General features: G+C 24.9%; 11 protein-coding genes and 2 tRNA genes. 9 read left to right on the top strand and 4 right to left on the bottom strand.

Going from position 1 to position 13,957, the window contains the following annotated elements:
* Positions 1 to 389: 389 nt before the first annotated feature.
* Positions 390 to 1,229: an HAD-IIB family hydrolase gene (locus F0310_RS00975; protein WP_182117112.1), complete on the bottom strand. Its 840-nt coding sequence runs from the start codon at positions 1,227 to 1,229 to the stop codon at positions 390 to 392.
* Positions 1,230 to 1,369: 140 nt separating this feature from the next.
* On the opposite strand from F0310_RS00975, the gene F0310_RS00980 reads away from it, so the two are divergent.
* Positions 1,370 to 1,442 (top strand) — tRNA-Phe (locus F0310_RS00980).
* 181 nt (positions 1,443 to 1,623) lie between these two features.
* Positions 1,624 to 3,168, top strand: coding sequence for an HD-GYP domain-containing protein (locus F0310_RS00985; protein ID WP_182117113.1), 1,545 nt, complete (start codon positions 1,624 to 1,626; stop codon positions 3,166 to 3,168).
* A gap of 14 nt (positions 3,169 to 3,182) precedes the next feature.
* Here the strand turns inward: F0310_RS00985 and rsmD are convergent, their stop codons facing one another.
* Positions 3,183 to 3,722 (bottom strand): 16S rRNA (guanine(966)-N(2))-methyltransferase RsmD, encoded by a 540-nt coding sequence (rsmD, locus tag F0310_RS00990; RefSeq protein ID WP_182117114.1) that lies wholly within the window; start codon positions 3,720 to 3,722, stop codon positions 3,183 to 3,185.
* Positions 3,723 to 3,806: 84 nt separating this feature from the next.
* Here rsmD and F0310_RS00995 point away from each other — a divergent pair, with 84 nt between their 5' ends.
* The 7 genes from F0310_RS00995 (at position 3,807) to F0310_RS01025 (ending at position 12,648) form a co-directional block, all read left to right on the top strand.
* On the top strand, positions 3,807 to 4,640 hold the full coding sequence (locus tag F0310_RS00995) for a sugar phosphate nucleotidyltransferase (RefSeq protein ID WP_182117115.1): 834 nt from the start codon (positions 3,807 to 3,809) through the stop codon (positions 4,638 to 4,640).
* Complete coding sequence (locus tag F0310_RS01000) at positions 4,637 to 6,337, top strand: BB_0208 family protein (protein ID WP_182117116.1); 1,701 nt, start codon at positions 4,637 to 4,639, stop codon at positions 6,335 to 6,337. The genes F0310_RS00995 and F0310_RS01000 overlap by 4 nt, the downstream gene beginning before the upstream one ends.
* A 49-nt stretch (positions 6,338 to 6,386) precedes the next feature.
* On the top strand, positions 6,387 to 7,235 hold the full coding sequence (locus F0310_RS01005; RefSeq protein ID WP_182117117.1) for a tetratricopeptide repeat protein: 849 nt from the start codon (positions 6,387 to 6,389) through the stop codon (positions 7,233 to 7,235).
* Positions 7,228 to 9,591, top strand: coding sequence for a tetratricopeptide repeat protein (locus F0310_RS01010; RefSeq protein WP_182117118.1), 2,364 nt, complete (start codon positions 7,228 to 7,230; stop codon positions 9,589 to 9,591). The genes F0310_RS01005 and F0310_RS01010 overlap by 8 nt, the downstream gene beginning before the upstream one ends.
* Positions 9,588 to 11,435 carry a DNA mismatch repair endonuclease MutL gene (gene mutL / locus F0310_RS01015; RefSeq protein ID WP_182117119.1) on the top strand — a complete coding sequence of 616 codons (1,848 nt, stop codon included), beginning with the start codon at positions 9,588 to 9,590 and terminating at the stop codon, positions 11,433 to 11,435. The genes F0310_RS01010 and mutL overlap by 4 nt, the downstream gene beginning before the upstream one ends.
* A gap of 20 nt (positions 11,436 to 11,455) precedes the next feature.
* Complete coding sequence (locus F0310_RS01020) at positions 11,456 to 12,505, top strand: hypothetical protein (RefSeq protein WP_182117120.1); 1,050 nt, start codon at positions 11,456 to 11,458, stop codon at positions 12,503 to 12,505.
* Positions 12,506 to 12,574: 69 nt separating this feature from the next.
* Positions 12,575 to 12,648: transfer RNA gene (locus F0310_RS01025), tRNA-Ile, on the top strand.
* A gap of 3 nt (positions 12,649 to 12,651) precedes the next feature.
* Here F0310_RS01025 and F0310_RS01030 read toward each other — a convergent pair.
* Positions 12,652 to 13,305, bottom strand: coding sequence for a hypothetical protein (locus F0310_RS01030; RefSeq protein ID WP_182117121.1), 654 nt, complete (start codon positions 13,303 to 13,305; stop codon positions 12,652 to 12,654).
* Positions 13,283 to 13,861, bottom strand: coding sequence for an elongation factor P (gene efp / locus F0310_RS01035; protein ID WP_182117122.1), 579 nt, complete (start codon positions 13,859 to 13,861; stop codon positions 13,283 to 13,285). Before efp ends, F0310_RS01030 begins: the two co-directional genes overlap by 23 nt.
* Positions 13,862 to 13,957 lie beyond the last annotated feature (96 nt).

The raw sequence follows: 13,957 nt of genomic DNA on the forward strand, positions 1-13,957 counted from the left end.
AAAAAGGAATTACACAAAGAGAAAAATAAGTAAACATACATATAACTACACTTGTCATCTTAGCAACTATATAAATAGTTACTTTTAAACAGTAAAGCATATTGACTCAATATATCTATTCAGAAATTATCAATAATCCATTCTCAAAAGCCAAAACGATTACAAAATAGAAAGTTATTATTTAATATTTAAAGATACTGAAGGAAATAATATTACAGAAAAAAGACAAAAACTTAAATAAAAGAAATACAAAACTTAATGCTATAATGCTAATGTATTACTACAAAAAAATAAAGATAAATACTAAAAACTTTATCTTTATAAGATATGACACAAAGACAGAAAAATAAAACCTGAATAATAATTATAAAGTTCAATTTATTTAAAAATTATTTAAAATTGTTTAGTATATATTTTACTACAGAATCATTATAATGATAATCAATTACTTCACAAGCTTTATTTTTAAGAGTATCAATACCATTTTTAGGAGTAACTTTATGAATTTCATTCTCATTAAAAACAGAGATATCATTATCAGAATCTCCAAAATAAACAATATCTTTATAAGAAATAGACAAATAATCAGCTAAAAATTTAATACCATTTATTTTCTCAGCATGAATGCTTTGCACCTCAATAACACTAATTTTATCGTTAAATTCTATTCTTCCATATTTAGAAACTTTAAGTTCAGAATAATTTTTCATATTCAAAAAAGCCGATTCAATTATCTCACGAATACCAATAACAGTAACAGATAAAACGTCATAAAGAAAGATATCATTGAGTTTATTTATTTTAATAATATTTGAACAACAAAAAGTTTGCTTAAATGTAAGATACCAATGTTCTAAAAAATTATTAATACCATCGTAAGCATTAAATACCTCTCCATTATGTACAACTTTAAAAAATATAGAAAAACCATTACTCTTAAAATAAGAATAGATATCGCAAAGACAACCCCATGTTATATTTTCTACATAAAGAGACTTACCCTGGTCAATAGATGCAACATAAGCACCATCATTACTAATTAAGGGAATCTTAAAATTAAATCCCCTCAAAGGGGATCTCATAAGATAAAAATCTCTACCTGTAGCAACTGTAAATTTAAAGTCATCTCTCTTTAGAAGTTCCTTTAAATTGCTTTTAGAAAAATCTGACAAAGATCCCTTTGCATCAAGCAATGTACCATCTAAATCCGTAATAAATACCTTACTCAAATGAGCATTCCTATAAAAAGCATATGAGATTAATTATACAACTTTATATATAAAAAATAACAAATAATTTATTATTACTAATAAATAATTGACAAAAAAAAATGTTTATGGAAAAATTATAACGTTATAAAATAAAAATAGCCGCTGTAGCTCAGTTGGTAGAGCATAGGACTGAAAATCCTTGTGTCAGGAGTTCGATTCTCCTCGGCGGCAATATTAGTCATTGGGTTTATTTATTGTACTATAATTCAAAGTTAGAAAAGATAATTACATTTTAAATCTTAAACTTTCAGACTAATATTGAAAATTTGTGGAATAGAAGAGTTTAACCCTTTATTAGGAAATTTTCTTTTCTTGAGCCAATTATTTAAAATTCTATTTAAGAGGACTCAAAATGATTCTCAAAGAAATAAAAAAAATAGAAGACTTAACAGAGAACGATATTATTTTTTCAAACATCGGTAATTTATCTAAACTAAGTACGAGAGTAAATGATAAAATCATAAAAGTTTTAAAACAAGGTAATGTCACACGTATACCCGTAATCAATAACTATGCAAACATTCCACACGAAAAATTAGTAAATATAATCAATGAAGAACTTTTAAAGAATGAAATAAATCTTTTAAAGGAAGATTTATTTCATTCTTTAAAAGAAATATATAAGCCATTTTCAGAAAAAGATAAAATATTTACAATTGCCGGCAAAAAAAGATTAATAAATTTGAATATTCTCATGGAAGAAAATCCCGATTCTATTTATTCTAAAGAAATCATTGAGGGAAGCTTTAAAATTTTACCAATACACAAAATAATATCTATTCAAAAGTTATTGATAGAAATATATAATTATTTCGATTTTCAAAAAATGAGAAATAAGGACAATCTGTCTAACTCAAAAACAATAAAAAAATTATATCTACACTCAATCAGAAGAGATTGGGAACTTTGCAATGGAAAAATAAAAACAATAGGCGATTCTGTTTTACTTCATGCAATTGACACAACAATTTATTTTTTAATAACAATTGCACAGCTAAATAAAGAAAGAGCAGTAAAAGATGCCCCACGCTCAACATCAAAGTTTTTCATCGATAAAGGACATTATACACAACTTACAGAATTTTTTTACGATAACAATACAATATTACAAGCTGCTCTTGGTGTATTACTACACCCAATAGGACTAATGCATATCAATATACTAAAAGAACTGAAAGATAAAATCAGCCTTAAAAACAAAGAAACAGAAGAAAAGTACAAACTTAAAATAGAATATTTAGACAAAAGCATTAATATCTCTAAAAATCTATTTAGAATGAGAGAAGATATATCTCCTATTACAAAAATGATAATAAATGGTCAAAAAAACTATCTTAACAGTAAGAGTCATACAGATATAAAAATTAAAAAATTTACTCACGAACTTATTAGGATTTTTTGTATAATAGATGCTTATGATGAAATGGTAAATCCTATTATAATAAAAGAACCTGTTAACCCTCTGGAGGCTATTGAATTCTTATTTCAAAATAGCGAAAAATACCATTGGGATACAGATAAACCAAATAAACACTTAAAAAATAAAAAATTTGATATAGAAATGCTAAAAATTTTCTTAACAATACTTGCGCCTTTCGACTATGGAGAAGTCCTTGACATATATACAAAAGATAGCAATGAACCTCTATTTAAAGTAGTTGTATTTGAATACAATGTAGGAATATTGCCTACTCTATCTATAATTAAAAAAAAGGACAAATCATATAACATTGGAGATGTTATACTTAACCTTGAATCCAAAGAGATAACCATAAAGAGACAAAGCGGAGAAGTAAAGAAAGCTCCATTAAAAAATATTAATAAATTTGAATTAAAACGCAATATTGAAGAACTTAAAAGTAATGAATTCAATATTTTTAATTCCATCAAAGATTAATATTAAGATTTAATTTAAGAGTAACATTTAAAAAAATCAAGCCTTGAATCACCATATCGCCTAGAATCGTATTTAGAAAGGCTTAAAATATACTTACTTAAATTTTCTCTAGAAGGATAATGAATAATAACCTTCGCATATTTATTTAAACTATCATTTTTTGAAATTATTTCAAGTAATTTTTCCTTAAAAGAATAATCAAAAGGTGGATCTAGATAAATAAAATCATAAAAAAGATTACTCTTCTTAAGAAAGATTTTAGCCTCACTGAAAAAAAATTTATAAGGTTCATTTATAAATCTAAAATTTTTAACTAAAAGATTCCTAGAAACCTTATTATAATCAACGAGATGAACAAATCTTGCTCCTCTACTCAAAGCTTCAAGAGACATTATTCCAGTACCTGCAAATACATCAAGAAAATTTGAATCTATAATCTGATTAAAAAGAATAGAAAAAAATGCTTTCCTGACAACAGACATCACAGGACGCACATTACCTGCCCTCATAAAAGCAACCTTTTTTCCCTTATATTTACCTGCACTTATATGCATAAACATTAATTTTAAATTAATTTAATAAAATATTAAATATTTAAAACTTAAATTTTGATATAATTTTCTTTTAAGAGGAAAAACATGAAAGGTATAATCTTAGCAGCTGGATATGGAACAAGATTTTTGCCCATAACAAAAACTATTCCAAAAGAAATGTTGCCAATTCTAAATAAACCAGCAATTGAATACGTTATTGAAGAATTTATTAACTCCGGCATAAGAGAAATATTAATAATAACCTCAAGAAGAAAAGGAGTTTTAGACAATTATTTCGACAGAGAAATTGAACTTGAATCCATATTCACAAAAAAATTTAGGCAAGATTTACTAGATATTATTAAACCTAAAGATATCAATATTAGTTTCATAAAACAAAATGAAATGATGGGCACAGGACATGCTTTATTACATGCAAAACCTTGGATTGGGCTAGAGCCTACAATAGTTGCATATCCTGATGATCTACACATTGGAAATCCTCCCTTAACTAAACAACTCATAGAACTACATAAAAAAACAGGAAAAAATATATTATCTGTTATTGAAAATCCCAAAAATATAAACAGATACGGAGTAATAGAGCTAAACAAAGATAATATTCATGTCAAAGACATAATAGAAAAACCAAAAGCTGGAAAAGAGCCAAGCAGAAAAGCTTCTATTGGCAGGTTTTTATACACTTATGATTTTTTTAAATATTTAGAAGAAGGATTTAAACTTCATAAGAATGGAGAATATCATCACATTTATGCTTTAAAGAAACTGATGAGCCAGGGGAAAGTATTATATAAAGAAATAGAAGGTGACAGGCTTGACACAGGTGATATTGAAGGTTATCTAGAATCAATAATCAAAATTGCTAAAAAAGACGATAAGTTGCTACAAATAATTAAAGATTTAATAGAGGTTAAATGAACACAATAATAAAACGCCAAGAATTTTATGATTCTCTTAGCATATTAAAAAAATATATAAATGAAAATATAGAAGAAAAAATCTTAAAATATAGTATTTTCTCAAAGCTTTATATGCTAAATGAAGAAGAAATTAAAAGCCTTATAAAAATAAGCAAAGATTATGAGAATAAAAGAAATAAAATAAAAATTACTCTTGAAGAGTATTATTACGAAGAAAATGAAAATAAAAAAATCAAAAACTGGATATTAGAGATAATTAAAGAAAAAAACTCATTACAAATACAAAAAGAAACAAACCTTATGAGTAAAAGGCTTGGAATAACATATAAATTAAAATCAACTAATTTCTTAAAATTAATTGAAATACAAAATAATCCAAAATTTACTTTATGTAAAAAAGAGTTATATAAGCAAATAATACTAAACTTCTCCAGTAACATAAAAATAGAAAATTTAGAAACAACAATAGATATACTAATAGCTGTAAGAAATAGAAATAAGGAAGAAATTAAGCGCATTTTAAAGCAAAGCCAAAAATTACAAAGACTATTCAAATCTAGTTCAACAAAAAAAGAAAATAGAGTAATCAAACTACAAAAATTGCTCATTTTAACATACTGGCCAGTAGGATGTTTATCTAGATCACTTTTTAACAAAATTTTAAGAAAAAACTATAGATACATGATAGATGAAATTTTAACATTAAAGTATGATGAGATTCTTAAATATCTACGAACAATAAAAACTTTAAGCCTTAATGAAATTTTTTATAAAGGTTCAAGGAAAAACATTAATTTTAACTATTTTTTCAGTGATTTTACAAAATATACTCCTAAAGATTTTCAAAATACGCTAAAAGATTATTTAGCCTCAATTGAAAAAACTGCAAAAAACAAATATTTACAGTGGTTTTTTAAAGACAAAGTGCCAAACGAATGGGAAGATTTTACATTTACAATCGAATACATTTCAAAACATAGATTGCTAAATTTAAATGAAAAAATAGAAGACATGATTATAGCAAAATTCCAAGCAGAAGATTTCTTTGTATCTTTTGAAAAAATGAATTTCAACCCATACAAAAGTTCAAGTATATTTCAAAATAAATATATAAAAAAAACATTTCTGCAAAATGTAGTCAACTACATAAAAAACAATACAAAAAAAATAGACACATATGGATGGATAGCATTCTACATTTATGCTGAAAAAGACGATAAGGAAAATTTTTCAAAAGATATAAAAACATTCTTTAAAAGTAAAAACTTTGAAATTCAAAATCAAATATTCATATATTTCCTATCTTTCTATCCAAATATTGACAAGGAACAATTTGAATTCATATCAGAAATAATCTTATATCTCGATGAAAGTAAAATTATCATACCTAAAGAAATAATAAAAATGCAAAAAACTAATGATTGCGAATTCGACTACTATAAATCATATATTTTAATTAAATCATTAACTTTAAGAACAAGAGTACTAAAAATTTTACATAAAAATATTAAACCAGAACTAATGTTAAAAATAGATAAAAAATTACTACCTGCAATATGTTATATTGCTTATCATTCCAACCCAAATGCAATAAAAGAAGAAAAAACAATTTCTTTCTTACAAAAAGAAGACATAATACAATTCATTGCATTTTTGAATAAAGATCAAAATAAATTTATTCTTAGAACACTATGAAATATAGTAATATTTCCTATAAAATAATACAATATTAATAATAAAAGATATGAATGCTAATTTTTTAAGGCTTAAAACACCGACAATCTTTACTTTATTTTTAGTTTTCTTATTAAACCCAAATTTAGCATATGCTCAAAGATTAATTAGAATTGGGCAAGAGGAAATAAAAAACAAAAATTATCCAAAAGCAATCAAGATCCTCAGTGATGCCATTCAGAAATATCCAAAAGTACAAAATGGATACTATTTTTTAGCAATAGCTTATAGGGAAAATAATCAATTAACAGAAGCAGAAGGAGCTTTGCTTGATGGAATTGCAATTGGAGGAGACATTGATTATAAGCTATTTTTTGAACTTGGAAATATAATGTTTAAAAGAGGGGAAGGATACTATAACTTAGCAATAAAATATTATTCCAATTCTGTTAAAAATATGCCTAATTATGATAAGGCACTACTTAACAGAGCAAATTCTTATGTTGAACAAGGAAAAGTAAATTTTAAGGAAAAGAACTATAAAAACGCATGGGATTCATATACTATGGCGATTCATGACTATTCTCAATTTATTACACTAAGATATGAAACTGAAAAAAAAGATGATATTTTATATATGATTAATCTTTTAAGAAATAAAAAAGCAGATTTAGAAAAACTTGACAAAAGTCTAAAAAGTAGAAATGATCACAAAAGTAAAGAAAGTAAAGAAAGTAAAGAAAGTAAAGAAAGTAAAGAAAGTAAAGACATTAAAGACATTAAAGACATTAAAGACATTAAAGACATTAAAGACATTAAAGACATACCTCAAAAAGAATTTGAAACAAATTTACAAACAGATTCTTTAATTGAGCTAGAAAAAATTAATTGGCAAGAGGAGTTAAACATAGATGAATAACAGAAAAAGTTTACCTATACTATTAACTTTAATATTTCTGCTTATTTCTTCATTTGCATTGCTTGGTTATTATATATCTAAAGATAGATTAAACAAACGAAACCAAGAAATAATGCTAAATGAAGTCAAAAACAGTGTTATGGATAGAAATTATAAAAAAGCTTATTCAATAACGAAATTGCTAAAAGATAAATATCCAAAAAACATAGATATTGCAATGCTTGAAAATACTCTGGCAGAACTTGCTAATAATAATCCTTTTGAGTCAAAAAATCTGCAAAGAGACACAGCCAATCAAATACTAGATAAAATACAGGGAAGAGAAAAATTAATTCCTATTAATAATGAAAATTCTGATATTGCTTTTAATAATAGATATATTAAAGACAACACAGCAATAGAAAACTATGCTGACAGAAAAGAAGAAAATAGTATTGAAGATGAAGATATTTTAGAGTTTAGAAAAAGTAAAGTACCCAAAAATTTAGTCAGCAACAAAAGTAAAATCAAGGACAATAAAAAGTCAAAAATAATCAACAAAGAATTTACTGAAAGAAAAAAAAATTTATTTAATTTAAAAAAGTTAAAAGATAACTTAAGTAAAGAGCTAAACAATACTAAGAATAAACAGATAGATAATCAAAAAAAAGAAATAAAAAAGAACGAGAATGAACTTAGAGAAAAATTTGTAAATAATTACAAAACAGAACAAAAAAATCAAATTGATGAACGCCATAAAAAAAATATTAAGTCTCTATCTTTAAAACAACCAATAAAAATAGAAGAAACAAATATAAAAATTCTACCTAAATCAAATAATCAAATGATTGAAAAAATAGCGAGACCCTACAACTACCTTATAAAAAAAGAACTTTATGAGATATTAGATAATATTAACACTGGAAATCCCTCTATTGGAAAGATAAGACTTAATGAACTAATCAAAAAGGGACTAAATAACAAATTCAAGAAAGTAAATGATTTAATTGATAAATCAAAATATCAAGAAGCCGCCAAAATCTTGCTTAAGTTAATAAAGCAAAATTTTGAATTAAAACCAGTCGGCCTACAAAAAGCTCCTTTAAATAAGGAGCTTTTTGTAAAAGATCGACCTGTGCAAAAAATCTTTGACAAAAAGAATATTTCATCAGATAATAAAATTAAAGAACAAGATAGATCAAAAATCCCTACCAAACATGCTAAAGATTTATCAAAAAATTTAAACTCCCTCAAAATGCTAGCACTAATAAATGAAAAAAAAGGTAACTTAAAGATAACTGAAGAAATTTATGGAAAAATTGCAAGCATAACAAAACAAGCAGAAGATTATTATAAAGTTGGAATCATTAAATTTAAACTACAGAAATACAAAGAAGCAATTAAAGCTTTTGATGAGGCTATTGCAATTCATCCAAATCTCAAAAAAGCATACACAAATAAAGGCACAATTTTAATTGTATTAAATAAACCCAAAGAAGCAATTAAAGCCTTTGATAAGGCAATTGCAATTGATCAAAATTACGACACTGCTTTCTACAGAAAAGGAATAGCGGAAGAACAAAACAACAATAAAGCACATGCTTTTTTAAGTTTCAAAAAAGCTCATGATATTGCTAAAAATCCTAATTACGCAATAAAAGCAGGAATTACTGCAAATCATATCGGAGACTTTAAAAGTGGTGAAAAATACCTAGAAATGGCAAGTTTCTCATTTAAAGAAAAAAATGACATCATTCTTTATAACCTAGCGATAGCAAAATTTGAAAATGATAACCTCAATGACTCACTTAAAATCATAAATAAGGCTATTTCTATAAGGCCAGAGAAACCTGAATATTTATATTTAAAAGCATCCATTTTCTTAACAAAAGGAGATTATCATAAAGCAATAGAATTCTACAATAATGTAATTTTAAAAACTCCTAAAAATATTACAGCACACATAAATTTAGCAAAGGCATACGAAAAGTTAGGAAATGAAAGTAAAGCAATTGAAATACTAGAAAAAGTTATCAATCAAAATCATTCAGTAGTATTAAATAATCTTGGTAAACTCTACAAAAAACAAGGGAATTATCAAAAAGCAATAGATATTTTTCAAAAAGCAGAAGCTAGCTCAAACCTTGAAGCAAAATACAATCTAGCCATTACATTTTTGGATACCAAAGAAAACAAAAAAGCAATGGAAAAACTAATAGAATACATTAAAATAGATTCAAATAACCCAGAAGCTCTCCATGCATTAGGAATAATAGAATACAATGAAAACGGAGATAATAAAAGACTTAAAGAAATTATTAAAAAATTTCCAAATTACACACAAAATAAAAATATAATAAAAATTATAGAACAATGAACAAAATAAAATTTTTAGACAAAACCCTAGTACAAAAAATAGCCGCAGGAGAAGCCATAGACAGGCCTTCTTCTATTTTAAAAGAATTGCTTGACAACTCAATAGATTCTGGAGCAGATAAAATTGAAGTTTTTCTAGAAGAAGGAGGTATTAGAAAAATACTAATTACAGACAATGGTAGTGGATTAAGTCCAGAAGACTTAAAAATATGCTATTTACCTCACACCACTTCAAAAATCAATGCAGAAAAAGACCTTGAATCAATTAAGACACTAGGTTTTAGAGGAGAAGCCCTCTCTAGTATTGCCATTTGTTCTAATCTCACCATAACAAGTTCAACTACAGGAGAAGAAAGTTATCAAATTGAAATTGAAAACGGAATTGAAAAACACTTTAAAAAACAATCTCCAATAAAAGGAACAATAGTAGATGTTAAAAACCTATTTCATAATTTTCCCGCAAGAAAAAGATTCTTAAAAAAAGATTCTATTGAAACAAAAATGTGTTTAAAAGTTTTTGAAGAAAAAGCTGTAACTCATCCTGAAATTGACTTTAGATTAAGTATTAATCATGAGTTGAGAAAAGTATATTTTAAAGAAAAATTAATAGACAGAGTTCAAAGTGTATATGGAGAAACAATAAAGTATAATAAATTTAGGAAAATAGAAGCAGAATACGAGAATGTCAAAATAAAAATTTTTTTTGCTTCTCCTAACTTTTCAAGAAAAGATAGAAGAAATATAAAAATATTTGTAAACAGAAGATCTATTGAAGAAAAAAATTTATCTGATGCTATTATTGATGGATATAGCAGAATGCTAACTCCAAGTAATTTCCCAATATGTTATCTATTTTTAGAAATAGAACCCAAATATGTCGATTTTAATATACACCCTCAAAAAAAAGAAGTAAGATTTTTCAATCTACCTTTTTTACCTAAACAAATTTCAAACAACATTAATAATTTTTTTAACAAAGAGCAAAAAGAAATTTTACAAGATCATCAAAACATAATAACAAAAAGACAATTAACCAATAATACTAGATTATTACAAGCTGATAGCAACAAATTACAAAATTCAAATTTACAAATCTACGAAATTACAAAAAATGAAGAATTAACATTTAAAAATCTTCAAAGTAAAAAAATAAAAAATACCATAGAAGAAAAAGTTAATTCTGAAAGCCTAACCCCAACAACCCAAAATAATAAATCATTATTTAAAACCCAAATCCAAAATATTCATCTAAAAACTTCTACAATTCTAAATTCAATCGATAATCAAAGAGAGGAAGAATGCAAACATAAATATATAGGACAATTATTTTCTGAATTTCTAATAGTAGAGAAGCATAATGAAGTCTATTTCCTGGACCAACATGCTCTTCATGAAAGCATTATATATAATAATCTAAAAAATTCAAAAAAGACCATACAAAACCTTCTAGTCCCAATTGAATTCCAGGTAGATTGTGAAGACGCAGACAAAATACTTGAAAGTGAAATAGAAGAATATAAACAAATAGACATCATAGTTATTAAAACAAATAATCAAACTTATGAACTTAAATCCATACCAAATATCTGTAATAAATATGAAAATGTTATTATTCAATTCTTAAAAAAAAGGAAAAGCAAAACTATTAATTCTCTAGAAGCTGATCTATACGCTACTATTGCCTGTAGAGAAGCTATTAAACAAAATGACACAATCAGCTCTGAATTTAGCAATTTTTTAATAAATGAATTTTTTCATTTAAATCTTAAACATTGTCCACATGGAAGAAAAATTTATTATAAAATTTCTAAATTTGAACTTGAAAAAAGTGTCAACAGAAAATAAAATAAACACAGAAGTTACTCATGATAAATAATCTCAAATCTCAAATCCAAAAATTAAGATTAGAAAAATACAAAAAGTTAACTGAACTTGGTAAAACACTTAAAAATAGCAATGTAATAGAGCTGAAAAAATTACCCTCCTACGCTTCTTTAAAGCTAATTGAAAAAGAACTAACTCAGCTTAGAACAAATTTAAGCAAGGCAGAAGACAATGAAAATAAATTAAAAGAATTATATAAAAACCTTAAAGACTGCAAATTCGCTCAAAAAAACATTCTTAAAGTTTACAAAAATAAGCTTACAAAAACTATAGAATCATTAATAAATCATTATCCAAAAAATTTACAATCAATCCTAGAATACAAACTAGACTTTACCAAATCAATGCTTGAAAAGCATGAAGACAAAACAAAAGAAACAACAAATCCTAATAAAAATCTCAATTTATTAAAGAAGTGTATTATACATATTACACTAGTCATAAAAGAAATACTAAATAAAATAAATATAGGAAAAGTAGAAAAAGAGTTTGAAAAAAAAATATTAAGAGAACACTTATCTTCAGAAAACTTAGAAAAGTTAATCAATAAATTTATAGAAAATAAAAATTTAACTAAAGAACTAATTGAAGAATTTAGATTAATTAACAAAGCTCAAACAAGTTTAACAACAATAAATGACACTATAAAAGAAACAAGAAATAAAAGTATAAAAAATAAAATCAATAACAAAAATAAAATAGAAAATAAAATTAGCATTGTTGAAATAAATAAAAAGAATGTTTTAAAAAAAATTGCAGAAGAATTTATTGAGATGACAAAGACAGAAAAAGGATTAAGTAAAACCGGAGCAATTAATTCTTTGTTACAGCAAATAGAAAATTTAAATCAACAAATAATAAAATTAAATGAAGAATTAGTAAAAACAATTAAGAGAGAAGAAATATACACAATAAAAGAAAAAATGAAACAACTTATAAGAAATAAAGAATCAATTGAAAACAAATTAAATAAACTAAATTCAAAAATAGAAATCATAAAAAATGAAATTGATGAACTTGACAATCAATAAAAAATCAATATAATGGCTTAAGGTGTGGATTGAAAAGACTACTTTTAATTCTTTTAAATTATCTTTTTAGGGCCTATAGCTCAGTTGGTTAGAGCACCCGACTCATAATCGGTAGGTCCCAGGTTCAAGTCCTGGTGGGCCCATCATTAATTTAATTTAAAAAATAAATTAGAATTTTTCCCAATGTAATAAAGTCCTATATAATTATCCAAATTATCCTCTATTTGAATACTAGTTATATCTTCAACATTAGCAACTGCATTTAAAAAGTTAATCTCATCCTTAAGAGTCTTAATCAAATAAACTTTACTACCACTTATTTCATTTAATTTAGACATATCTTTATATTTATATACGTAATCATAAATTAAAGATAATTCTTCTCTTGATAAACTTAAATTTATCACAATATCTTTACTGTATATTCTCATGCCATAATCAAAAAGATATATTTTTGCTACAAAACTATCAAAAATCTTATCTGCAATATTAAAAATCAAATCTTTACAATAAAGAATATCCTTGCCAAGAGTAGAATCAATGAAAGAAGAAGCATGCTTATCTTTATTAACTTCAATAAATTCCTTGTTATCTATGTTTTCAACAACAAATTTAATTATATCTTTAGAATTTAAAACTCTAATAGCAAAATCAAAAGACATAGAATAATCAAAACTATCCTTATTAAAATAATAATTAATTATATAATCAAGTTCTCTTATATCAGGATAGCTTATTTCACAAGAGCATAAAATAATAAAAAATAAAAAAACTACTTTAGTCTTTAACTCTCTCAACATATTCTTTTGTTTCAGAATTAACCAAAATCTTATCTCCAATATTAATAAAAATAGGTGCTTTTAATATAAAACCTGTATGAAGAGTAATATTCTTCATAGCATTAGTCACAGTGTCACTTTTAACAGCAATCTCAGCATCTACAACTTCAAATGCAATTTTGGGAGGAAATTTAATGTCAATAACTTCATCTTCCCATTTAACAAGAGAATATACTTTTGATTCTTGTAAAAAGAGAATCTTATTTTCAATATTTGAAATTTCTCCTAATTTAACACTAAATTGTTCATAAGTTTCTAAATCCATAAAAATAAGATTTTCACCATCCCTATATAGATACTGGGACTTTATTTCTAAAACTTCAATCTCTTCTACTGTAACTGATCCTTTTAAAGTTTCTTTAATAATAGATTTATTTTTTAAATTTTTAAGTTTCAGCCTTACAATAGATCCTCCCCTACCTGTTTTTGAAAATTCTCGTTCAAGAACAATATATGGAATGCCTTTAAACAACAAAAAACTCCCCTTTTCAATGTTTCCAGCCTTAATTGCACTCATTTAATACCTCATAAATTTATAATTTGTTTAATACTTTATATCAAAAAATCAAAATATTTACTATTTATTGACTTATCTAAAATTAATGATATTATA

Source organism: Borrelia sp. A-FGy1, assembly GCF_014084025.1.
In the GTDB taxonomy this organism is placed as follows: Bacteria; Spirochaetota; Spirochaetia; order Borreliales; family Borreliaceae; genus Borrelia.